The sequence below is a fragment of the Methanococcus voltae PS genome (genome assembly GCF_024807035.1).
GTDB classification, from domain to species: domain Archaea; phylum AGJL01; class Methanococci; order Methanococcales; family Methanococcaceae; genus Methanococcus; species Methanococcus voltae.
Genome location: NZ_JANUCQ010000003.1, coordinates 259,242 through 282,267, shown reverse-complemented (window position 1 = coordinate 282,267; position 23,026 = coordinate 259,242). Strand labels below are relative to the sequence as shown.

Sequence of the window (23,026 nt, the reverse complement as noted above, 5' to 3'; positions counted from 1 at the left end):
AAATTTAATAGATTATTTATTCGTTTTAAATATTCAATTTAATATTTAAACTACTTGCAAGTGAGATTGGGACAATGTTTGATAATTCAATTTTAATATGGGTATTTTTTATATTTTTATTCATTTATCCACAAATGATATTTAAATATCGATTATTACAAAGATATAATAAAATAAAGCAACTCGAAGTTAGTAGGGGTTCTAGAGTAATTGTAATGATACACAGGCAAGAGCAACTTGCATTGTTTGGATTACCCCTTTATAAATTTATAAGTATTGAAGATAGTGAGGAAGTTTTAAGAGCTATACGTTTAACACCAGAGGATATGCCTATAGACTTAATATTGCACACTCCAGGAGGGTTGGTTCTTGCAAGTGAGCAAATAGCATCTGCTTTGATGGAACATAAGGCTAAAACAACTGTTATTATACCACACTATGCTATGAGTGGCGGTAGCCTTATTGCATTGGCTGCTGACGAAATTATAATGGACAAAAATTCAGTAATGGGTCCTGTTGACCCTCAGATTGGTCAATATCCTGCGGCTTCCATACTGAGTGTTCTAGATAAAAAATATATTTCGGAAATAGATGATGAAACCTTAATATTGGCGGATATCTCCAAAAAAGCTATAAATCAAGTTAAAGATTACGTTTGCCATATTTTGAAAAATAAAGTTGGATTAGAAAAAGCCAAACAACTTTCCGAAATATTGGCAACTGGAAAATGGACTCATGATTATCCATTATATATTGAAAAGTTGCAAAATTTGGGTGTGGCTATAAATACAAAAGTTCCTGCTGAAATCTATGATTTATTTGATTTATATCAGCAATCGTCAAATCAAAGACCTTCTGTTCAATATATACCGGCACCATATGGTTCAAATAAAGAGTCTAAAAAATCAAGTGAAAGTCTTGTCAAATCAATATCTAAACTATTAAATACTAAATAATATAATATGGTGATTTACATATTTCACCATATAAATATTGTATCTTAAATCTAAAAAATTAATACAAAGGTATTTTTTTATGAGCAATGTGAATAAAGATTTTGAAGAGAACTACTACGAAAATTTAAGTAATAACGTTATTAGAAGAGAATTTCCAAAAGTTACAATATTGGATAATTTAAACGAAGATATTGGAAAAGATAATAAGATTTTAAAAATAAATGGTAGAAATTTTAAAGTTTTATATGCAGATAAATTTATAGATAGGGCGCGTGGATTAATGTTTAAAGACATAATGCACAACGAAGCGTTAATTTTTAAATACATGTTTAGAAAGATACATGTACACACTTATTTTATGAAATATCCAATATATATAATATTTTTAAATGATGGTAAGGTGGTTGATTTTACACATTTGAAACCTTGGAGTACTTATCAATCTAAGGAATATTCAAATATGATGATAGAATTTAAAGACGCAAGCTTTATTAAATAATTATTTTAAATTTACTTATTACAGATTATTTTATCAACTGAAACAATAACATCTTTATTTTTTACTTTTAGGTTATTATCATCTATTATAATAATATCGCCATCTTTTACATCGCCTGATATATCTATTTGGTAATATAGAGTAGGATTTTCACAAATTCTATCTATTGCAAGATATTTATCATATAGTTTTAATTTTCCATTTTCGATATAACCTATTTCTCCTTGCGTGGCTATTTTTTTCTCAATAAGCATTAATTTTTGTACTTTAATTATTTGGTTTTTCAAATCATTTCTATAATCTACCAATTTATCTAAATCTTTCATGATAACTTTTTCTAAATTTACATAATTGAAATTTGAATACGAATCAATATCATTACTTGAAGAAGGGGCATCTATATTTGATAGTATATTTTTAAAGAGTTTTTCAATTTTTAAAATATCCCCTGATTTTATAATATTTACATTTTTTTGTAATTCAACCTGAACTAGACTTTTTAAATGTTTATTTCCAAAAATTATGATTCCAGAACCTTTTTTTAACTCCTTTTCGGTAATTTTATCATCTATTATTTTAACAAGTGCGCAACTATTTTTTGATAGATACATTCTTTTCCTTTTGGATTGATTACTTATAATTTTAACTTCACCCATTAGGCAACCATCTAATTTTTTTACTTTATCTTGGGCGTCTGTAATATGTACATTTACATCATATTCTAAAGCTTTTTCTTTTAACTCTTCGTCATTTTTTAATTTTCCTTCATATAGTAGCGATTCTAATTTCTCTCTATTTTCTTCGGAACCTCTAAATAAGATATTTCTCTTATCGCCTGCAATTGCAGAACCATTATTTCCATAATATCCAATAATAACGCTCATAATATCACCAGGGGTATATTTTAATGCTATTTTATATGATATTTACTAGTTTTGTTTTAACGCTTTAATAATTACTTTATTGATTTACATACTATTTTATAATATTAAAGTATTATCTTATGTTATTCTGATAATACATAATATATAATAATAAATAATAAATATTAAATACTATTATTATTATATTATCAAATAATACAATATCTAAAAATTTAGTTATTTAAGAGGGATATATATGGTAGACATGGATAGAATTAGCATTTCATTGCCTAAGAATCTTCTTGAAGAATTTGACGAAATAATACTTGAAAGGGGCTATGCAAGTAGAAGTGAAGCTATAAGGGATTCAATCAGAGAATATATCATAAAGCATAAATGGATAAGAAGTTTACATGGTGAAAGGTCTGGTACTATAAATGTGGTATATGACCATCATTCCACTGACGTAATGGAAAAATTAACCACGATTCAACACGATTATTCAAAGATAATTGTGGCTACTATGCACATACATATGGACCATGACCATTGTATGGAAGTAATTATTGTTAGGGGAGATGCTAAAGAAATAAAAGAATTAACTGATAAATTAACATCTCAAAAAGGTGTTAAACAGGTAAAATTAACTGTTATGGTTCCTGGGGGTAGTATACCACAGTAATCACTTAATCCCTCGTTAAACTTTATTATTCATGTAATTGGTTAGACTATTATTTAAATTATTAGTTCAAAACCTGCATTTTTAATTTCTTTTTCTTTTTTATATATTAATTCTTCAAATTCTTTTTCGAAATTTGAATCAACATCGTTAGAAATTTTTAAAGTATTCATAAAATTAACCGAATAATAAGTCTTTTCATAATACTTTGGAATTTCTACAACATGCTCTTTTTTTAAATAGCGTAATAAACTATGGTTTAAAAATAAACTATAGCCTTCATCTAATAAATCAATAGCATAAAATGGATTTTTAACTACTTTGGTTATTTTAAAATTAATTTGCTGTTGCTTTAATGTTTTCCAAACAATACGATGAGCAGAATGGTGAATTCCAATCATATTTTTGTAATCAAACCTATCGTTGATTTTCGAATTGTGAACCATTACATAATAATCTTTTGCAATGGGGAAGGGCTCTCCTTCCAATCTGTAACTCCAATAGGGGTCATCTATGCCAACTACTTTGGTTAAACCCGAATTATATAATCTTAATATGTTTTCAAAGGAAGAAATTAATATATCTTCAAATAGTAATTTTCCAATTTCTCCACTAATAAAACCACAGGCTACAAAAGGTTTTTCTAAAATCCTTTTATCTAATGATTTATAGTATGATACAATATCCTCTGCTTCTTTTGATAACGTACTTCCTGAAGGGGATGAATCCAGCAATTTTAAATTTAATTTAGATTCTAATCTTTTCATTTGAATGTTTATTGAAGAAACAGGAGTTTTTAATAATTCTGCTACTTTATGTTGCGATTTATGTAATTTTAAAAGTTTTAAAATCTGTAATTGATTGTTAGTAATTATTTGATTATAATATTTAAGTTGTATGACGGGAGATAATTTAGTATCTTTTAAATTATCTGAATTTGATGACTTTTTATAATTTACTCGTGCCTTTTCTTCCATCTTACCGCCGACTTTTAAAATTTGTACATTGATATATTAAATTTTAAATTTTGAAATAGATTAACAATATAATATTTATATAATATTTACATATTTTATTTTTTATACCTTATTAAATAAATTTTAAAGTATTTAATTATAATATCATAATGGTGATTGTATGAATTCAATAGATATTTTTGAAAATTCGATTAAGGCTTATAAAATAACTGAGAAATATCATGGAAATTATGTTGGCTTAGAACGTGCCTTATTCTTAGGATGGTATTGTGAATTAGAAAATCCTTGTAAATTTTGCTATATGTCTACTCAAAAAGATAAGATTAAAGAACCGTTGAAAGCAAGAAGAAAATTGGAAACAATCCTTGCTGAAGCTTCAATAATGAAAAGAATAGGTTGGAAATTAGAGTTCATATCTGGTGGTTATGGCTATAAAATTGAAGAATTAAACGATATGATAGAAATGATAGCTCATATTCAAGGTTGTAAGCAATATTTAAATTTAGGAATAATCGACTTTGAAAAACTTAATTTAAATAATGTAGAGGGTATTGTCGGAGCTGTAGAGACTGTAAATCCAGAATTACATCAAAAAGTATGTCCTGGAAAACCCTTAGAAAATACGAAAGAAATGCTTTTAAAAGCTAAAGATTATGACTTGAAAACAGGTATTACTATAATATTGGGAATGGGCGAAACTGAAGACGATATTGAGAAATTACTACAAATGATTGAAGAATTGGATTTAAATAGGATAACATTTTACTCATTAAATCCTCAAAAAGATACAATCTTTGAACATAAAACTTCAACAACCACGTTAAATTATATGAATTGGGTTTCTCAGGTTAGGTTGAATTATCCTAAATTAAAGATAATCTCTGGTACATGGGTTGATAAGTTACCAAATATTGGGCCATTAGTTATGGCAGGTTCCAACATAATTACTAAGTTCCCATTATTTAGTATATATGGAACAAAATATGGTAAAACTGTCGAAAATGAAATAAATTCTACAGGTAGGGAACTTTTGGGGAGCTTTTCTGATGTGGATGTTTTAAATTCTAAAAAAGAGCTTTTAAATAGCCCTTATGTTAAAAATATTCCCAATGAATCCTATCGTATAAATAAAAACTTAGAAATTTCTGAAAAGAATTTGGCAGTTTTAAAAGATATGGATGTAAATATAGCTAATAAAATAGATAGTTACGTTAAAAAAACTACTAAAAATGCTATGAAATATCTTTAAAAGCATAGAATTATAATATATTATATTAAAAATATAATAAAATTTATTAATTTTTTAAATCTAGTCTATATTTGATATTATATAATAAGTTTATTTTTACGATTTTTTATAGTTTTAAATATAGTATATTATAATCAATTATTTAATATATGAGTATAGTACTATACTATAGTTATTAAACAAATTTGGGAAAATATGAAATGTAGGAAAATAAGTAATGAAGAAATAAGAACAGTTAAAAATCTACTTTCAAGATATATTGGTAAAAGCGTAGAAACTTTACCTTTTGACAATGTATTGGTTGTAGGGACTGATTTAAAAAGATTACAATATGTAAGTGACGATATTTTAAAAAATATGTTTGAAAATGAACTTTCCTATAAAATAACAAGTATGGGACTTAATTTGGGCGTTTTGATAATCAAAAATGACAAAGAAAAATTTTCTCCATCTGTAGAGTGTTTAAATTTAATTTCAAAATACGTTACTAAAAATTATGTAGTTTTAAATGGAAAAGGAGAAGAAATGTTTCTTTACGCAAAAGATGCTTTTGAATCATCTTTTGAAGAAATAAACGGCGAAGGTAAGCTAATAGTTTTTAATAAGACTAGGGAATTAATAGGTATGGGTAATTATAATGGTGAATTACTAGTTAATTTGATGGATAAGGGATGGTATTTACGAAATGGTGGATAATACTACATTAGGGATAATATGGAAAAAATGGCTAATTTAAATAAAAAAGCAGTAGAAAACAATGATAATATTATTAAATTCTCCAAAATGACTTCTAAAATACTTAAAGACATAATAAACATAGTCGATGAATATACGAAAGATATTTTATTGGCAGAAAATTATGAAATCGAATTTAAAGGATTTAGTTTAACGGATGCTGATGGGCGATTGCATAGGATATTAAGTATTTCAGACCTGGATGAACTATATTTGAATGAATACTTGAAAAATGACAGAATAACATTAAATAGTGCTAAATGCAAAAATGATGATAATGACTCTGAAAAAGATATTTTGGATGTTTATTTTCAAAATAGGTCTTATAAACTTAAAAACATAGATTTAAGAAATTTGGAGAATGGTTATGTCACCATATATCTATCTTCAAAAAAATCTAAGAATTATCGGTTTAAAAAAGATGATAAATATACTGTTTTGCATAAGAATTTTAATAATATTAGCGCAGAACATTTCGAAAGAGTTTTAAGGTGGAAGGACTTAGACTCTACCCAATTGGACGATTTATTAAAATCTTTTGACGTTAAATGTGAAGAATTGCTAAATATCATTTCTGAAACAGCAGGTATTGGAGAATTAGAATTATATTTGGATTTATTCAATGATTTAGAACATATAAAGAATGAAACAATAATTGAAAATAATAAGGTGGTCATATGGATACATCCCATATATTTATTTTCTGAAATCAACGTTTTAAAAGGTTTGATTTACTATGAGTTATTAGAATACGATAGTTCACTGATTGAAAATAAATATCGGATTATTTTTGAATATTGTAAAGAATATAAATTATTAATTGGTAAAAATTTGCAAGTGATAGGGAAACTTAGAAAAATTGCAGATGATAAAAATGATTTAGAAACTATTGAAGAGATAGATAAGATGCTTGTAGAATTAATTTAACTAATATTTTTTAGCTAAATTTTAATTTTACATTATTTTATCTTTTATCTTTTATCTTTTATATATTATATTTTATTTCTTTAGCATTTTTATTACTTACTAATTTTAAAGAGTATATTTTTAAATATTTTATAATTATCATTATTATTATAATCATAGAGTTTTGCGGTAGATATTATGAAAATTGGAAATGTAGAATCGTATTTAAATGATGTAATTAAAAAAGAAGGAGCTGCATATGCGGTTTTAATCGACCCTGACGAGAAGAACTACGCTGAAATAGCTGAAAAGGTTAAAGATTATGCAGATGTTATAATAATCGGAGGTAGTATTGGAATATGTAATTTAGATGATATTACTAAAGATATAAAAGAAATAACGAATCTTCCAACGATATTATTCCCTGGAAATGTAGATGGAATCACGAAAGAAGCTGATGCACTCTTCTATATGACACTTATGAACTCTAAAAATACCTACTGGGCAATAACTGCGCCTACTTTAGGCTGTATTAAAATTAAAAAAGAAGGTATCGAGCCAATACCTATGGCATACATAGGAGTAGAGCCGATTCAGAATACTGCAGTAGGTTACGTAGGTGAAGTAAATGTGATACCTAGTGCAAAACCAGAAATAGCTGCAATGTATTGTTTATCTGCGTCATACTTTGGTATGAGGTGGGCTTACCTAGAGGCAGGAAGTGGTGCAAAATTCCCAATCGATAACAAAGCAATTGCTACTGCAAAGCATTTAGCAGATATAAACATAATTGTAGGCGGGGGAATCAGAAACCCTGAAACAGCTTTCGAAAAGGTAATTTATGGTGCGGATGTAATTGTTACAGGAACTTTAACTGAAGAAAATCCCGAAGCGGTAAAAGAAATGAGAAACGCTATTAAAAAAGCAGGTTTAAAAAAATTAGAAAAATTAAATAAACTCTAATTATCTAGGTTTATTAATTATATTTTATTAATTTAAATTTTATTTTTACTATTTTTTATTATATTATTTTAAACTAATTTTGAATTTACTTCACCTTTATTCCATTCATACACTACATTACCCATATTTGACATATCCATGATTGGTACAATAGCAGGTGTCGGTGCAATTCCCATTTTTTTCTGGAAAGAGGTTTGTTCTTGGAATGTACCGCTGTTTACCATAACTACGCCCTTGTAGTTACCACAACCATTGATATGAATGTGCCCAGTATGGAATACATCAGGCTTTTTATCAATAATTAAGTAGTCTTTTATTTCAGGGGCTATTGGGCATCTACCACCATATGTAGGACACAAATGTCTTCTTTTTAACAATTCTTTCATAATGGAACAAGGATTTGTATATTGAGCCTCTGAAATTTGTCCTATTACATCATCAAAACTTCTACCGTGGTACAATAGGAAATCTAATCCATGTACATTTACAGAGCAAGGATTTGAAACGAAAGTAACGTTTTCTTTTGGGAATAACTCTCTTACTTCCTTACTAAAAGTAGGTTGAGGCTCTGCAGGTCTTAATGCGTCGTGGTTACCCGGGCATATTACAAAATGAATATGTTCTGGAACTTGTGCTAAATAATTTGCTACTTCTTCATACTGTGAAATAATATCCACTTCGTATAAATCTTCTTCTTGACCTGGATATATCCCCACACCATCTACTAAATCTCCTGCAATACTTACATATTTTAATTTACTAGCTATATTTTGTTCTTTGGAATTTCCCACATCTCCATTGAGGAATCTTACAAATTTTTCAAAAGTTTTTGCCATAAATTCATGGCTACCCACGTGAACATCAGATAAGAATGCAGTATATATTTCTTCATCAATTTTTTTTGTAGGTTTAACATCTACGTCCGGCCTATAGGTTTTATCCACAAACATTAACCTACCATCGTTACTAACGGTGCCTTCAAAACCCATAATTTCATCGAGCAAGATGTCTCCATATATCTCCTTATTATCAATTTTATTTTTCATTATTAGGACTTTAAAGTCACCTTTTTGGTCTTCAATTTCAACCATTTTGTGTCCATTTTTGGTGACATTAACATCGGAGATAATTCCTACTAAAAAGATTTTTTCATTCTTTTTTGTGTATGCTTTAGTTAATGGATATGCCTTTTTTTGATATTTCCTTTCAATAATTGTCTTTAAAGTTTCATACCTATCTCTAAAATATGTTATAAAATCATCCAAAGTACCTTCACAGGTTGAATTTCCAGTTACGTCGGTATCTTTATATACTTTAACTTGAGTTTCAATATCTTTTGAATCAAATTTAAACGAAGAATTTACGCTTTTTCTTATTGATTTAATTTTTTCAAATCTTTCTAATCGATTTGCTAATTTTAAATCTCTTTGAATTTCTGCTTCTGATTTTTCTTCTTCTACGATTATTTGTTTTTTAGTTTCTTCAATTTTTTTAGTTGATTTGTCCTGAATTTTTTCGTTTTTTATTTCTAAATCTATAATATTATATTCTTTTGATAATTTTTCATCTAAATTCGTTTTTGAACTTTTAAATTCAATATTTGTTTTAGAACCCATATAATATTTTAAAAAATCAAAATTACTATATTCTGATATTATGTCATTGACGTCATTTTTTAAAAATAAGTCCATAAAATGATTATCCAGTAATATAAAATCTTTTTTTGAATTTTTGAATTTGGATATTTTTGATATTAAATTTTCCAAATCTACTTCTTTAAAACTTTTTAGACGATTATAACAAGACGGTGAAACTAAAATCTCTAAATCTAGTAATAATTTAATTATATCCATACTTAGCCCCATTTTAGTAATTATTTTAGCTTTTAATTTTTAAATTCTCAATTATTCTCAATTATTCTCAATTATTTTATCTTAATAGAATTCTTAAGTTTTACTTTTTAAGTTTTACATTATTATTTACGTTGCTTTTTTCATCAGATGTATTTTTATTATTAGAATGTTTATTTATATTATAACAAAGATAATCTAATGGATGAGTAATTCCTTTAAGATTACAGATTGAATCGGGTCTACAATAATAATTAAGTCCTTTGCCCCCATCAATCTTCCAATTTTTACAGTATTCGCAATGTGTAATGTGGTCAGTAACTTTATAGCCTATATTATGGCTAATATAATATCTAGTTTTTTGAGTGTCGAAGTCACCAACAGTACTAAACATTGCTATTAAGTCATCCATAAATTTCTCGATATCTTCCTCACCTGCAATATCTGTGGCATTTTTATTGCAAATTTCGCCATCTTCTAGTGGTCTTACGTTAGGATTCATTTGAGATACAAACCAGTAGACTACAAAACTACGTCTTGCATAATGGGATGGGGAGCCTCCTGTTAATATATCATTTAAAAGCTCTCGTATACATGGAGGATGCCATTCTTCAGGAATAATTCCATTAAATCCTTCATAGTTTATTTTAATACCTGTATCTGTATTAAATACTATTTTAACATCTTCTAAAGCTAATTCTATATACTCTTTAAAGAATATTTTTAACTCTTCGGAAATTTTTTTGGATTTTATTTTTTGAACTGCTTCCTTCATTTCTAACCTTATTTTCTCATAGAGGTATGTTTGGTAGATATCTTCAGGCAGGTAGATATAAACTTTACCTTCTTCATTTGATAAATCCATACGTTCCAAATGCAAATCGTTATTATGTGAATTACTTGCTATTTTAATAAACGTCCAAATGTCTATTTTGTGCCCCAAACCTGATATTTTGGGTTTAAATTCCCTTTTTGCTAACTCTTCGGAAATTTTTTTAACGTAGTAGTTATTGTATTTACTATAAGATATCATAATTAAAATTAAATAATTTATTAAAATATCTTTTGAGCAATCATAAGGGTTTATATTGTAAAATCTTTTAATATATTCGTAGTAAGTGTCGTTATTTAAGTCAACTAGGTTTTCAATATTTTTTTTATATTCTTCATTATTTTCAAAAAGTGATTTAAGTCGGTAATGAATAAGCTTTTTATTTTCATTTTTTTCTAATTCTTCAATTAGATTTAAGTTTGAAACTTCTTTTAATTTATCTAAAAACATCAAATCACTTGTAATTTTTATTTTTGTAGCTTTTTAAATTTTACTAATTTTAACCCTATATAATATACATTACTTAATTTGTAAATTAATAATAAATAGTATCTTAAAGTATTTTAAATTATTCAATACTCTTTTAGTTTAAATTAATCAATAATTTATTAAAAAATAATAGAAAAATATTTTATATTATCTGTATCTTGCAATAGGGTATTATTTTAATGTATTATACAATAATATTGAGGCTTCCCCAATAGGACCAATATTCACGTCCAAGATATGTTTAGGACTACCTTTAGTAGCTTCTATTTCCTTTAGGCTGAATCCTGAATTACTTCCACAAAATACAATTAAATCTTTTTCCCCTATTTCTTCAAAATTAAGCTTTTCTTTACTTACACCACTATTGGTTATCATTATAACTTTTTCAGGGTTTAATAACTCAATTGCATCTTCTAAACCTTCTAAATACATTAAATTTTTATTGTTCTTGATTGCCATTTTTTGAACTATTGGTACTCCATTCTGAGCAGCGGAACTTGAAGCTTTTGTAAATATTATGGTGTTTAATCCCATACCAAAAACGACTTTCGCAAATTCTTCAACTTGTTTTGAGCTAAATGAGTTATGTAATGCAACGTACATTTTATCACCTTTGAAATTTATCTTAATAAGAAATTATTAGTAAGAATTTATTAATAAGAATTTATTAATAATATATAATTATTTTATAATTTATCCTTTATTTTTAATCTTCTAAGCTTTTTAAGTATATATATACTTCTTTTGCAATGGCTTTTGATAACGTAGGGGGTACACTTTCACCAACTTGGTTGTAAGTAGATGTTAAACCTCCTGCTAATATATGATAATCGGGATATCCCATTAGACGGGCTTGTTCACGAACCGTCAATAGACGCTGTTTATTTGGATGAATAAACCTACGTTGACCCATAACGGTATCGGATATGTCGTTTTCATCGATTAATATGTAATTCTCTAAACTACCTTTCGAAGCCCTAAATTTAACTGCTCCAGACCCTACTTTTGTGTCTTTTAATTTTTTTGAAATTCTTTCGGGTAATGGAGATTGTTCTTTATTTAAATTTAAAGAGGTTTTTTCATTAATTTTTGAATCATGATTTTCATCGAAATTGTTGATATTGATACCAGTATTAGTATTAATATTTTTATTTGGTGTAAAAAGATACTCATCTTCTAATATATCTCTCACAATAACCTTATTTTCAGACCATTCTGGATTTAAATGTATATTTGAAACGATTATCCTTTTTCTAGCTGAGGGATTTCCAAAGTTTTCAGCATTGAAAACATGGAAATATATTTCTTCATAGCCTACTTTCGCAAATTCCTGTTCTATACATTCCCATAATTGCCAATTAAGCATTCCAGGTACGTTTTCCATCACAAAAACTTTAGGTTTTAAGTCTCCCACTAATCTAATGTATTCTAAAACTAATCTTCCTAATTCGTCACTATATAATCTATCATATGGATTTTTAAATCTTTTTGGATTTGCACCAGTGTATCCTTCACAAGGGGGGCCACCAATTAATAAATCAATCTTTATTTCATTGTTTTTAAGTGTATTGTTACTATCATCTATGGTTTTGTTATCTATAAAATTTAAAATATCTATTGCATGAATTTCTCTAATATCTTCATTTATTATGACAGGATTTAAGTTATTATAATTATTTATTTTTTTAAATAACTCTATTTCTTCCCTTGACATAAAATTTTCAAGTTGAAAATAGTTTTCTTTTAATATATATTCGTATTTTCCATTTTTACAAATTCTTTCGTATATTTTTCCATTAAAATTCAGGGCATATGAACTAACGGGATTTTCCTCAATTTCAACTGCCACCAATGGTTTAAATCCTTCTTCTACAAAACCTCTGGAGAATCCTCCGCAACCACAAAATAAATCAACAAATTTAAAATGATTTTTTTCAATATTTTTATTATTATTGCCGTTATCTTTAATAGGTTCGACTTTACCACTACTCTTGGATGTATCTTCCAAACCACTTTTTGAAATCATAATTTCACCTTATACATAATAAATATAATATGGTATTTACATATTTTAAGATAGGGGTGAATAATATGAAAGCGAAGGAATTAACTTTATCTGAAAGTTACGATGTTTTGCGGAATGCGAAGAAAATAGCTATTGTAGGGGTTTCATTAAATGAGCGAAGAGTAAGTAATCGAATTACAAAAGTTATGGTTGATTTAGGTTATGATTTATATCTAGTAAATCCAAAATATGAAGGTCAGAAATTTGAGAATTATGTCATATATTCATCTTTGGAGCGCCTGAAAGATGAGATAGGCTATTTGGATATAGTTTGCGTATTTAGGAATCCAATATATATGGTAGAAGAAGCTAAAAAAGCTATCGATTATGGAGATTTTGGAGTATTTTGGATGCAACCAGGTACAGATAGTGGAAATGCAATAGATTTAATGTTGAGAAATAATCATAGTATCGTAAAAGAAAAATGTATTGGAGTATTGGCAACTGATTTAAGATTAAAAAATATGTAATTTAGTATATTTTTGCATTAAGATATAATATTATTTTTAAATAAATTCATTATTCAATATTTTTGAAATAAGTTATAATTGCCATGTAATTTATCAAATTGGAATTTTTTAAAAAATAACTATATAATTAAGATGTTATATAGTCTATACATCAATTAAAATTTAAATTTATAAGATAATCTAGTAATTAATATATTATTTATAATTTAAGATATGTCTAGATTATTATCATATGCGGTGATATGTGTGAAAAATATACTTAGAAGAGGAAGGCTTGGAAGTAATGTAAATGAAGATGTAATGAAATACACTACAAGCTTAGAATTTGATAAAGAAATCTTTGAAAGCGATATATATTGTGATATTGCACACACGATAATGTTGACTCAGCAAGATATTATTTCCAAGGAACATGGTGCAATAATAGTTGAGGAATTAAAGAACATATTATCCAAAGGTATGCAAAACTTGGATTTGGACCCTTCTCTCGATGACATACACATGGTTATTGAAAATGAATTAATTAAGAAAGTAGGGGAAGATATTGCAGGTAGAATGCACACCGGTAGGAGTAGAAACGACGAAGTTGCAACTGATTTAAGATTGGCCTTGAGAAAAAAGATTCTTGAAATAGTTGCAATGATATTAAAATTAAATAAAAGTCTTTTAAAAGTAGCTGAAAGTAATAAACATACTCTCTCTGTAGGCTATACTCACTTACAACAAGCACAACCGGTTACGTTCGGACATCAAATGCTTAGCCACGTTTCAGCGATTGAACGAGATATTTCAAGGTTTTTGGATACTTATAATCGTGTAAATGTATGTCCTTTAGGTTCCGGAGCAATGGCAACTACTGGATTTAATATAGACAGAATCAAAACAAAAGATTTACTAGGCTTTGATGATATAATTAATAATTCAATGGATGGCGTTTCTTCAAGGGACTTTATAGCAGAAACAATGTTTGACATATCTATGTTAGGAACTAATTTAAGTAAAATATGTGAAGAATTAATCGTATTTTCATCATGCGAATTTGGAACAATTGAAATAGCAAATGAATATACCTCTACATCTTCAATAATGCCACAAAAAAAGAACCCTGACGTAGCAGAAATTTCAAGGGCAAAACTTTCAACCTTAAATGGGGAATTAGTAACTGTATTGACAATATTAAAGGCATTGCCAAATACTTATAATCGAGATTTGCAGGAAATAAGCCCTCACCTTTGGAAAGTAACCGAAACAATTCTTGATACATTACACATGGTTGAAGGAATGGTTTCAACCTTAAAAGTTAATGCTGAAAAAATGGAGAAATTGGCTACTGAAAATTATTCCACTGCTACAGAATTGGCTGATACTTTAGTTAGGGAGTGCGATATTGCATTTAGAATGGCACATGGTATTGTAGGGGAACTAGTAAGAGATTCAATTGAAAAAAATGTTCCAATATCTAGCATCATAACTGAAACATTAAATAAATATGGATTAAATTTGAGTGAGGAATCTATTAAAAAAGCTTTAAATCCTATGGAAAACGTAAAGCTTAGAAAAGTAATGGGCGGTCCTGCACCTAAGGAACTTGAAAGAGCTGTAGGTCACTTTAATTTAAAAATGGATTCTTATGAAAAAATAGTGTCTGAAAAGTATTCTAATATAGAAAATGTGGAATTTAAATTAATTAATTACAAATTGTAATTAACTTTCATATTTTTTTATTTTTTTTATTGTATATTATTTTTTTACACTATTGCCTATATTTAACGCTATTGAATACACCCTTAATAATTCCTGTGGCATAAGCACCTTTTTTTAGATTGAATTCTAATGTAATTTTGTATTTTCCTTTATTTAATTCGTCAGCTTTAAATTTTCCATATTTTACATTTTCAGGAATATTTAAAATCGGTCTATTGAAATTTCTAAATTTGCCTTTAATTAAATTATCATCTGAAAAATCTTTAAATTTAAGTTTATTTCTTTTTAAAACCATATTTATTGCATTTACAAATTTTTCATCGATTTCAGATAAATTTTTATCTAATTTATCATATAATAATGGCATTTCTTTATTTCTTAATTCTTCAAATAACGATTCGTCTATTTTTGAGTAATACAATAACGAGCCACAATCATAATCAATATATGTCCTATTTTCCTTATCTAATACTTCTTTTAGGTATTCTTTTAAACACTCGTTCCATAGGTAACTTTGGTAAGCTGCTATAAAAAGGTCATTAAGTCTAATATCAACATATTTATAAGCTTCCCTATATTCTCCCGTATTTTTAAGCTTTTTTAGAATATTTACGTACATTTTAGATTTAATATCGTTTTTAATTACATATTGATAACATTTATCCCAATTATTCCAGTTTTTGTCAATATATCTTTTCAAATCCTTTATTTTTTTATTTTCACTTTTTCCATATTTTGTTAACAATATTTTGAATATTTCTTCAAAATTATTTTTCAACATATATTCTACAATAAATTTTCCCTGAAAAACGCTTCCAAATCGCTGATTATCAAAATAGTTTGGCACACCATATTCTAAATTTCTAATGTTGTCGGCTATCTCTAAGAAATAGTCTCTATCTATATTTCTTATAGTTATTTCAAAATGATTACCTATTAAATCCCCTATTGTTAATTTATCGGAGGAATAGCCTATAAAATTTAATTTTAAATTATCTTCTTTAATATCTATTTCATATTCTGCAGGTATCGAGATGTATTGTTTTGTAATAGCGTGTCTATCTTTTAAACCACAATATCCGATTTCTTTTAAAGGTATTTCTTGAGATTTTGAGATATATGAGATTGCTTTTAAGTTTTCCATATTTTTTTTGCATAACTCATATATTTTGTAATTTTTTTCCGAAGAGTTTTCATCAGTTAATATATTCTCTAGGTCTAATACTTCCTGAACTTTAAAATCTTCTGGTTTTTGTCTTAATTTCATGATATCACTTATAATTATACGTAATTTTAGATAGTATTATTTCTTTTATTTTAACATATGATTAATCACTTAAAAAAATAGTTAAAAATAATACAAAAATAAATTGAGAATAAATTAAGAATAAAAATATCCTATTTTATTTTAAATTTTTAGTTATTTTATATTTCATAATATTTATTATTTTTCAATAATCGTTTCTTCAATCGACATTCCAAAATGTCTTGCTTTATCTTCAGTTTTTACAATGATTTTGTCTCCTTCTTTTAAATCTAAAACGGAGATATCCTTTCCTTTTTCACTTACTAGCCTTATAGTTTCTGCATTTTGCAATATAGTTCTTATTATTTCTCCCTTGTATTCTGCTTCTATGAGATAGAGGGGTCTTTTTTCAATTTTTACCCTTCCAACTATAACTTCTCTCGTTTCACCTTTCGAACTTACGGCAAGAACCTTGTCTCCAGCTTTTAGGTCGCTAAGGTATTTTGTTTTATTATTAGGGCATAGTACATAAGCATGAACTGGACCTGCATTAACTCGGAAGGGTCTGGTGGCCACATATTGATTTTCGACACTCTCGGCGTGTACTAAAAATAACGCTTTTGAGTATGAACCAATTAACATACCTTCGCCTATATTTAACATTGAACAAGTATCTATACAAACTCGGTCTCCACTACCAACAGGTTCAACTTTTTTTATTGTTGCAATATCCATCTTTAATTTAGGTGAGTTAAATGTTACAATTAATTCTGAGAATTTTTTTATTTCGTTAATATCTTCTGACATCAAAGCTACGCCATCAACACCTTTTTCTAAAATTTCGTAAGCTACTTCGGCATCTTTAAGGTTTTTAACCAAAGAAACTATTTCTATTTTTGTATTAAATAAATCTGCTATTAAATTTTCTAAAGGAATTATATTCCAGTCTTTACCCTCCAATATGACATAGTCTATTAAACCAGATTTACTCAATTCTGAAGCCATTATTTCATCATTTTTTGACATTATTTTGATTAATACAGCTATTTTTTTACTATTTTCTTTTTTTAAGTTTGAAAGCAGTTCTATATTTTCGTCTATTTTTTCAGATATATCCTCGTTATCGAGTAGTAGCATATCTGAATTAGAGTTTTTAGATATTATATTAATTTTTCCAAGCTTTTTTATCATAGTTAGTTGTTCATCAGTTATTCGGGGTATTATTACAGAATCTATGGAGCTTTCTAATGAATCTTTGACTGTTTCTTTAATTTCTTCCCATTCACTGTTAAATGTATAAATAAATCCAAATTTTGCCATAATATCACCTAATTATTTCTATAGATTTTAGTTAATTTTAATATTATTTTTACTTTTTAGGTTAATTAATTAAAATTACTTAATTATTTTATATACTCATATATTAAATATATAACCATTAATCTTAATTAATAAATCTAAGTTTTCATAATAGTATATATATCAAACAATACTATTTGTTATTAAATATTATCACAAAATTAGATGTAAGGAATTTGTAATTTTTCATTACTTTCTTATTAATTTATTACTAAATTTTATAAAAAAATCCAAAATAATGTCTGTTTAGGGATAAAGTAGGATTTATTATTTTAAAAGTTTTTTGAGGTGTAAATTATCGATAAATTATTGATTTACATTAAGGATATGGAAGATTTGGATTGGCGAATATTAAGGATAGTTGAAATATGTTTAAAAAATCACGAATGGGTGCCAATTAAAGAAATTGTTAAAAAGGCTAAATTGAATCAAAATGAAGTTTCCTACCGTATTTCAAGACTGATTCACATAAAGATGTTAAATTCATCGCAATATGGTTATAGGATATCACATTGGGGTTACGATGCCTTGGCTATTGATACTTATTCTAAAAAAGATTTGATAGTCGGCATGGGTGGTAAAGTAGGTGTCGGAAAAGAAGGTGACGTATATAATGTATTATTACCAGATAATAGAAATGCAGTTCTAAAATTCCATAAACACGGTAGAACTTGCTTTACAATGGGCAAACGTTATAGAAATTATCTTGCAGATAAAAGGCATATGAGTTGGCTTTATTCTTCTAGACTATCTGCTGAAAAAGAGTTTGAAGTATTAACTGCATTATACCCTATAGTAAAAGTACCTGAGCCTATTGCTAATAACAGGCATACAATTTTAATGGGTAAAATGGAAGGTACTGATTTAAAAAAAGCTAATTTACATAGATTAGATTTAAATCCTGAAGAATTATTTGAGGAAATAATTGAAGAAGTTAAGAAAGCGTATAAATTGGGTTATATTCATGGAGATTTAAGTGAATTTAATATATTAATTAATAGCGACGGAGATTTTGTAATAATTGATTGGCCCCAGGTTATCGAAATAAACGATAATAAGTTTAAAATAGAAAAGATTTCTTCTAAAGATGTAGAGTATGACGTAGAATATTATTTAAAAAGAGATATTGGTAATTTATTACGTTATTTCAAAAAATATGGACTTAATAAAGATTTGGATACTTTATATAATTATATTATTAATTAATTACTTAAAAAATTTTATTTTTTCTTTTATTTTATTTTATTTTACTTCAAAAAATATTTTCAGTTGGTAATTCTATATTCTAATAATAATTATGGTAATTAAAAATAGTTAACATTTAAATAATTACAGTGATATATATATATTTATGTTTTTAAAATTGATGGCTATTAATTTAACATATATGGGCTTAAAAACTTATAATAAAATTATTTGATATATCGAGAAATAGGGAATAAGTGGTAATATGGAGTCATTTTTAACAGAAGTACAAGTAAAAGTTTTAGATTTGCGTAAAAAGGGGCATACACAAGACGAAATAGCAAAAAAGATGGGGACTAGTAGGGCTAATATTAGCATGATTGAAAAGAGGGCTAAAGAAAATGTCGAAAAAGCAAGGAATACGCTTAGTATTTACAGTGATATAATAGCACCTTCTAGAATTGTAATACCTGAAGGTACTGACGTTTTTGAGATACCTAAAATAGTATTTTCAAAGTCTGATGAAGATGAGATTCATGTGAGATATACTTCTCTGGAAATTATGGAGTTTATCAATCAAAATGCTAAAAAATACATAAGAAATAGATTTGTAAAAGAACCTTTTATTGTTACAATTATGCAAACTGGCGAAATTTATATAACTTCAATAGATTCAGAATCAAGTGATTATGAAAATAACATGTTAAAATAAAATAAATATATAATCTTATTTTTAGATTTGCTAATATTGTAATATTTTAAAATTAATTAGCTACCAAATAATAATTTAAAGTTCTAATTTGGAGATATAATGAAAATAATAAATCAAATTCCTGAAAAGAATCTAATAAAACTAATGCCTGAAAATTTAGATGATTTATGGCATTTATCGAATATTATACAATATAATAATGCTGTATCGGCTTTAACTGAGAGAAGAACTGAAGATAAAGGGGATAAATTAAGAGCTGACCGGGGTGTAAAGAGAAAGGTTTATTTGGGTATAAAGGCTGAAAAAATATCATTTCATGAAGATACAAATCGTTTAAGGGTAAATGGTAAAATAATTCATGGACCAGATGATATTCCATTAGGTTCGTACCATACTATCGACATTGAACCACTGAGTCAGGTTTCCATACAAAAAAATTGGAAACCTTGGGATTTAAAGCGATTAAAAGAAGCTGAGAACTCGTCAAAGAACCCTAAAATAGTGGTTGTAGTATTGGATGAACACAATGCAAACGTGTATGTAGTTCGAGAATATGGTGTAAAAGAACTAGCAGAACTAAAATCGGGAATTTCTAAAAATTTAGGTGCTAAACAAAATGAACAAATGCGTTTTAGTTATTTTTCTGAAATTGCATCAATTATATCTGAATTTTCTGGAAAAATACTAGTTACAGGGACGGGTTTTGCACGAAACAACTTCCAAAAGTATGTTTCTGAAAAATATAAGGAATTATCCCCGAATATTGTTGTAGAATCAAGTAATCATACTGGTAGATTGGGGTTACAAGAAGTTTTAAAATCCGGTATAATTGATAGAATATATGGAGAAGCCCGTTTGAGTAAGGAATCGCAATTAGTTGAAAAATTACTTGAAGAAATATCTAAAAAAGGGCTTGCAGCTTATGGTTTAGCAGAAGTGGAAAATGCTTTAAATTACTGTGCAATTGAAAAATTATTAATAACTGACCAATATTTAAGGTCTAAAAGAAGAAATATTGAACAAATGGTAATTGAAGTTGAAAATTCAAACGGAGAATTGGTAGTTGTATCTACAGAACATGAATCAGGGAAACAGCTTAAAGCACTAGGGGGAATAGCTGCATTACTAAGATTCCCTGTCGAATAATATATCAATAAAATAATAAAGGTTAATAGAATTCAAACTATTAAAAAATAAATTTTAAAGAATATTAAATTTAATTAATTAAAATATCTTTTCTATCTTTAATTTTCATTTTGGCTAATTTTGTAATTTCATCAGTATTAACGGGTTCTTTAACTTCAATATGGTTATTAAGAACGGCTTTATCAAATAAACCTTTGCCCCAGTGATTTCTTAAGATAACTGTCGAAACACCTTCTGGTGAACCAACATTACCAACAGATATATCTGAGTTGTACCCTGTGAAATCTTTACAGTACATACAACCGGTTCTTACTAGTTTTTCTAAATCTTTAATTTTGTAGGATTTCATATCTCCATTATCTAGCAAAACAATGAATTTTCCTTTTTCAATGTCCATTTTTTTAATATCCCATGGATTAATGCCTTCTTTTTCTAACATTTCCATCAAAGGGCCGTATTTCATTGTTTCATAGCAGAAAAGACCTATTTTGAATCTTATGGCTTTTTCAAATGGTTTCAATAAATCATTATTTGAACTTGTTATTGAATTCAAAGAGTCCATAACACAAGGTGTACCTATAACAGCTAATCTTTTAAGTTTTTTGTTATAAACTGCTTCTCTTAATGCTTCTAAAATTGGTACATTCCAGCTGTACCTACTACCTGATGACTTAAGAACTTCTTCTTTTGAAGTAGCCAAATAAGATTCTGGTTCCATAGTCCATTTATCTTCAATCATAACGATTGCGCCATCTATTAAATCTTCATCAAAAGCCTCTGCTAATAATGCAGTTACAACACCTCCGCTCTGAACGGAACCATTGCTTTTTTTAGCTTTAGCTGTTTTTATCTCAATGAAATCTCCAATTGGAGCTTCAGGGATTTTTTTAGCTAATAAGCCGGACGAAGTTCTTGGGCAGGCATCGTAACAAGCGCCGCATTTTACATTGTAATTTGTAACTTTACAAAAGTCGAAAGATAATGGTGATTCACTTGAATCCAATTTTCCACATTTTATCTGGTCACATCCAACTCGCATAGGCTCGTCTTCCATGAAAAATATGTTGTCGCAAGGACACACTGCAACACATGCTCCACAGCCTGAACAAGTTCCAATATCCCAAACTTCCTTTTTTAAATCTAAATATGATTTAGTAATCATGATAACACCTTAATGGTAATTTTATTGCAATATTGATTTAAGTGCTAATAATATCTTTAAATATTATTTTGTAATTTTCAATCGTCAAGATTATCTTATATCTGGAGTATATAATTTTTTAAATGGCCTGCTTGAAATTGGGGCAATTTTTGTATAATTTGAATTTAGTAATTTATTTTTTATTTCATCGCTGTAATTAAATTCATTGCAATAATCTTCAATATAGTATGTGATTTTTTCTAAATCTTCTTTTTTAAATTCTTTAATATCTGCAGCTACTCCTAGTTGACTTTCGTTAACTTTTCCACGTATGTATATTACTCCACCGTGAATTCCGGTACCTAACATTGAATTTTTTACAAATTCGGTATCTTCAGATTGTATATTTAAATTTATAATAATGCCTCCTGCCATATATTCGCCTAAAAAGTCGCCTGCAGTTTCTCCAATTACTAAAACAGGAGTTTTACCTTTATATTCTTTCATATGTATGCCACTTCTATAGCCTACACTACCTTGAACATATACAGAACCGCCTCTCATGGAGTGACCTGTAGCATCGCCACTACTGCCATGAATTATAACTTTTCCTTCGTCCAATGTATTTCCTGGAGCATGGTCAGCATTTCCATAAACTTCTACCCTAGGGCCTTTCATGAACATAGCCAAGTCTCCACCAGGTATTCCGTTTATAACTATTGTTAAGTTATTTTTAGAGATTCCGTTTCCTATAAACCTTTGACCTAAAACATTATTTAATGTTATACGTTCTAAATCCGGATTATCTTTAATAATCTCATTTATCTGCTCATTTAGTTCTTTGTAGTATATACCGGAAGTATCTATTGTTACTTCTTTACTCATTATTTCACCTTTGGTATTAGGCAATAACTAAATTAGGATTTTAATATTGCAAAATCTTTAAAATCTTATTAATTACTTTATTTTTGGTAAATTCAAAATATTTGGTTAAATTATA

At 27.4% G+C, this 23,026-nt stretch carries 22 protein-coding genes; 12 read left to right on the top strand and 10 right to left on the bottom strand.

The genetic code is table 11. The annotated features are described in order from the left end of the window. The first annotated feature begins 134 nt into the window (after window positions 1-134). Entirely contained in the window at window positions 135-956 is an 822-nt protein-coding gene (locus tag M2325_RS07000; RefSeq protein WP_259052331.1) for an SDH family Clp fold serine proteinase, read from the top strand. 79 nt (window positions 957-1,035) lie between these two features. Then, window positions 1,036-1,455, top strand: a complete 420-nt coding sequence (locus M2325_RS06995; RefSeq protein WP_209631807.1) for a DUF192 domain-containing protein — start codon at window positions 1,036-1,038, stop codon at window positions 1,453-1,455. An 11-nt stretch (window positions 1,456-1,466) separates the two neighbouring features. Here the strand turns inward: M2325_RS06995 and M2325_RS06990 are convergent, their stop codons facing one another. Then, window positions 1,467-2,339 (bottom strand): MJ0548 connectase family domain-containing protein, encoded by an 873-nt coding sequence (locus M2325_RS06990; protein ID WP_209591391.1) that lies wholly within the window; start codon window positions 2,337-2,339, stop codon window positions 1,467-1,469. A 235-nt stretch (window positions 2,340-2,574) separates the two neighbouring features. Between M2325_RS06990 and nikR the strand changes: the two genes are divergently transcribed. Then, window positions 2,575-3,000 carry a nickel-responsive transcriptional regulator NikR gene (nikR, locus tag M2325_RS06985; RefSeq protein WP_209591390.1) on the top strand — a complete coding sequence of 142 codons (426 nt, stop codon included), beginning with the start codon at window positions 2,575-2,577 and terminating at the stop codon, window positions 2,998-3,000. Between the two features lie 53 nt (window positions 3,001-3,053). Here nikR and M2325_RS06980 read toward each other — a convergent pair whose 3' ends face one another. Beyond that, window positions 3,054-3,974, bottom strand: coding sequence for a LysR family transcriptional regulator (locus M2325_RS06980; RefSeq protein WP_259052329.1), 921 nt, complete (start codon window positions 3,972-3,974; stop codon window positions 3,054-3,056). A 160-nt stretch (window positions 3,975-4,134) separates the two neighbouring features. Between M2325_RS06980 and M2325_RS06975 the strand changes: the two genes are divergently transcribed. The 4 genes from M2325_RS06975 to M2325_RS06960 all read left to right on the top strand — a co-directional run bounded on the left by M2325_RS06975 (window position 4,135) and on the right by M2325_RS06960 (window position 7,827). Further along, a complete protein-coding gene (locus M2325_RS06975) occupies window positions 4,135-5,223 on the top strand; it encodes a radical SAM protein (RefSeq protein ID WP_259052327.1) in 1,089 nt (362 codons plus the stop codon). A 195-nt stretch (window positions 5,224-5,418) separates the two neighbouring features. Next, on the top strand, window positions 5,419-5,919 hold the full coding sequence (locus M2325_RS06970; RefSeq protein ID WP_259052324.1) for an NIP7 pre-PUA domain-containing protein: 501 nt from the start codon (window positions 5,419-5,421) through the stop codon (window positions 5,917-5,919). Window positions 5,920-5,937: 18 nt separating this feature from the next. After that, window positions 5,938-6,885: a hypothetical protein gene (locus M2325_RS06965; RefSeq protein WP_209591386.1), complete on the top strand. Its 948-nt coding sequence runs from the start codon at window positions 5,938-5,940 to the stop codon at window positions 6,883-6,885. Between the two features lie 177 nt (window positions 6,886-7,062). Continuing rightward, window positions 7,063-7,827 carry a phosphoglycerol geranylgeranyltransferase gene (locus M2325_RS06960; RefSeq protein ID WP_209591385.1) on the top strand — a complete coding sequence of 255 codons (765 nt, stop codon included), beginning with the start codon at window positions 7,063-7,065 and terminating at the stop codon, window positions 7,825-7,827. A 68-nt stretch (window positions 7,828-7,895) separates the two neighbouring features. Here the strand turns inward: M2325_RS06960 and M2325_RS06955 are convergent, their stop codons facing one another. From M2325_RS06955 to M2325_RS06940, 4 genes are all read right to left on the bottom strand, one after another. After that, a complete protein-coding gene (locus M2325_RS06955) occupies window positions 7,896-9,680 on the bottom strand; it encodes a DNA-directed DNA polymerase II small subunit (protein ID WP_245314907.1) in 1,785 nt (594 codons plus the stop codon). A 100-nt stretch (window positions 9,681-9,780) separates the two neighbouring features. After that, window positions 9,781-10,959: a hypothetical protein gene (locus M2325_RS06950; RefSeq protein ID WP_259052321.1), complete on the bottom strand. Its 1,179-nt coding sequence runs from the start codon at window positions 10,957-10,959 to the stop codon at window positions 9,781-9,783. A 210-nt stretch (window positions 10,960-11,169) separates the two neighbouring features. Beyond that, window positions 11,170-11,601, bottom strand: coding sequence for a RecB-family nuclease (locus M2325_RS06945; protein WP_209591383.1), 432 nt, complete (start codon window positions 11,599-11,601; stop codon window positions 11,170-11,172). Between the two features lie 103 nt (window positions 11,602-11,704). Continuing rightward, on the bottom strand, window positions 11,705-13,024 hold the full coding sequence (locus M2325_RS06940; RefSeq protein ID WP_259052318.1) for a DNA cytosine methyltransferase: 1,320 nt from the start codon (window positions 13,022-13,024) through the stop codon (window positions 11,705-11,707). Between the two features lie 65 nt (window positions 13,025-13,089). On the opposite strand from M2325_RS06940, the gene M2325_RS06935 reads away from it, so the two are divergent. Then, window positions 13,090-13,533: a CoA-binding protein gene (locus M2325_RS06935; protein ID WP_259052316.1), complete on the top strand. Its 444-nt coding sequence runs from the start codon at window positions 13,090-13,092 to the stop codon at window positions 13,531-13,533. Between the two features lie 246 nt (window positions 13,534-13,779). Beyond that, window positions 13,780-15,237, top strand: coding sequence for an argininosuccinate lyase (gene argH / locus M2325_RS06930; RefSeq protein WP_374759690.1), 1,458 nt, complete (start codon window positions 13,780-13,782; stop codon window positions 15,235-15,237). Window positions 15,238-15,286: 49 nt separating this feature from the next. Here the strand turns inward: argH and truD are convergent, their stop codons facing one another. Together truD and M2325_RS06920 are read right to left on the bottom strand one after the other, a co-directional pair. Then, window positions 15,287-16,504 (bottom strand): tRNA pseudouridine(13) synthase TruD, encoded by a 1,218-nt coding sequence (gene truD, locus M2325_RS06925; protein ID WP_259052314.1) that lies wholly within the window; start codon window positions 16,502-16,504, stop codon window positions 15,287-15,289. 177 nt (window positions 16,505-16,681) lie between these two features. Further along, a complete protein-coding gene (locus M2325_RS06920) occupies window positions 16,682-17,803 on the bottom strand; it encodes a 3-dehydroquinate synthase II (RefSeq protein ID WP_259052311.1) in 1,122 nt (373 codons plus the stop codon). A gap of 366 nt (window positions 17,804-18,169) precedes the next feature. On the opposite strand from M2325_RS06920, the gene M2325_RS06915 reads away from it, so the two are divergent. The 3 genes from M2325_RS06915 to M2325_RS06905 all read left to right on the top strand — a co-directional run bounded on the left by M2325_RS06915 (window position 18,170) and on the right by M2325_RS06905 (window position 20,885). Next, on the top strand, window positions 18,170-19,048 hold the full coding sequence (locus tag M2325_RS06915) for an RIO1 family regulatory kinase/ATPase domain-containing protein (protein WP_259052347.1): 879 nt from the start codon (window positions 18,170-18,172) through the stop codon (window positions 19,046-19,048). A gap of 244 nt (window positions 19,049-19,292) precedes the next feature. After that, entirely contained in the window at window positions 19,293-19,739 is a 447-nt protein-coding gene (locus M2325_RS06910; RefSeq protein ID WP_209591377.1) for a Tfx family DNA-binding protein, read from the top strand. 99 nt (window positions 19,740-19,838) lie between these two features. Beyond that, window positions 19,839-20,885 carry an mRNA surveillance protein pelota gene (locus M2325_RS06905; RefSeq protein ID WP_209591376.1) on the top strand — a complete coding sequence of 349 codons (1,047 nt, stop codon included), beginning with the start codon at window positions 19,839-19,841 and terminating at the stop codon, window positions 20,883-20,885. A 70-nt stretch (window positions 20,886-20,955) separates the two neighbouring features. On the opposite strand, the gene M2325_RS06900 is transcribed toward M2325_RS06905, so the two are convergent. Both M2325_RS06900 and M2325_RS06895 read right to left on the bottom strand, forming a co-directional pair. Beyond that, the gene (locus tag M2325_RS06900) at window positions 20,956-22,047 is read right to left on the bottom strand and encodes a Coenzyme F420 hydrogenase/dehydrogenase, beta subunit C-terminal domain (protein WP_209591375.1); all 1,092 of its coding nucleotides are present in this window, start codon (window positions 22,045-22,047) and stop codon (window positions 20,956-20,958) included. Window positions 22,048-22,137: 90 nt separating this feature from the next. Beyond that, complete coding sequence (locus M2325_RS06895) at window positions 22,138-22,911, bottom strand: GltB/FmdC/FwdC-like GXGXG domain-containing protein (RefSeq protein WP_259052309.1); 774 nt, start codon at window positions 22,909-22,911, stop codon at window positions 22,138-22,140. Between the last annotated feature and the right edge of the window lie 115 nt (window positions 22,912-23,026).

Excerpts from the sequence above, each read along its gene's own strand:
- M2325_RS06920 (WP_259052311.1), bottom strand. The coding sequence starts at position 17,803 with ATGGCAAAATTTGGATTTATTTATACATTTAACAGTGAATGGGAAGAA.
- truD (WP_259052314.1), bottom strand. The coding sequence starts at position 16,504 with ATGAAATTAAGACAAAAACCAGAAGATTTTAAAGTTCAGGAAGTATTA.
- M2325_RS06970 (WP_259052324.1), top strand. The coding sequence starts at position 5,419 with ATGAAATGTAGGAAAATAAGTAATGAAGAAATAAGAACAGTTAAAAAT.
- M2325_RS06960 (WP_209591385.1), top strand. The coding sequence starts at position 7,063 with ATGAAAATTGGAAATGTAGAATCGTATTTAAATGATGTAATTAAAAAA.
- M2325_RS06940 (WP_259052318.1), bottom strand. The coding sequence starts at position 13,024 with ATGATTTCAAAAAGTGGTTTGGAAGATACATCCAAGAGTAGTGGTAAA.
- M2325_RS06895 (WP_259052309.1), bottom strand. The coding sequence starts at position 22,911 with ATGAGTAAAGAAGTAACAATAGATACTTCCGGTATATACTACAAAGAA.
- M2325_RS06995 (WP_209631807.1), top strand. The coding sequence starts at position 1,036 with ATGAGCAATGTGAATAAAGATTTTGAAGAGAACTACTACGAAAATTTA.
- M2325_RS06910 (WP_209591377.1), top strand. The coding sequence starts at position 19,293 with ATGGAGTCATTTTTAACAGAAGTACAAGTAAAAGTTTTAGATTTGCGT.
- M2325_RS06990 (WP_209591391.1), bottom strand. The coding sequence starts at position 2,339 with ATGAGCGTTATTATTGGATATTATGGAAATAATGGTTCTGCAATTGCA.
- M2325_RS06945 (WP_209591383.1), bottom strand. The coding sequence starts at position 11,601 with ATGTACGTTGCATTACATAACTCATTTAGCTCAAAACAAGTTGAAGAA.
- M2325_RS07000 (WP_259052331.1), top strand. The coding sequence starts at position 135 with ATGATATTTAAATATCGATTATTACAAAGATATAATAAAATAAAGCAA.
- M2325_RS06915 (WP_259052347.1), top strand. The coding sequence starts at position 18,170 with ATGGAAGATTTGGATTGGCGAATATTAAGGATAGTTGAAATATGTTTA.
- M2325_RS06975 (WP_259052327.1), top strand. The coding sequence starts at position 4,135 with ATGAATTCAATAGATATTTTTGAAAATTCGATTAAGGCTTATAAAATA.
- M2325_RS06900 (WP_209591375.1), bottom strand. The coding sequence starts at position 22,047 with ATGATTACTAAATCATATTTAGATTTAAAAAAGGAAGTTTGGGATATT.
- M2325_RS06935 (WP_259052316.1), top strand. The coding sequence starts at position 13,090 with ATGAAAGCGAAGGAATTAACTTTATCTGAAAGTTACGATGTTTTGCGG.
- M2325_RS06980 (WP_259052329.1), bottom strand. The coding sequence starts at position 3,974 with ATGGAAGAAAAGGCACGAGTAAATTATAAAAAGTCATCAAATTCAGAT.
- M2325_RS06965 (WP_209591386.1), top strand. The coding sequence starts at position 5,938 with ATGGAAAAAATGGCTAATTTAAATAAAAAAGCAGTAGAAAACAATGAT.
- M2325_RS06950 (WP_259052321.1), bottom strand. The coding sequence starts at position 10,959 with ATGTTTTTAGATAAATTAAAAGAAGTTTCAAACTTAAATCTAATTGAA.
- nikR (WP_209591390.1), top strand. The coding sequence starts at position 2,575 with ATGGTAGACATGGATAGAATTAGCATTTCATTGCCTAAGAATCTTCTT.
- M2325_RS06955 (WP_245314907.1), bottom strand. The coding sequence starts at position 9,680 with ATGGATATAATTAAATTATTACTAGATTTAGAGATTTTAGTTTCACCG.
- M2325_RS06905 (WP_209591376.1), top strand. The coding sequence starts at position 19,839 with ATGAAAATAATAAATCAAATTCCTGAAAAGAATCTAATAAAACTAATG.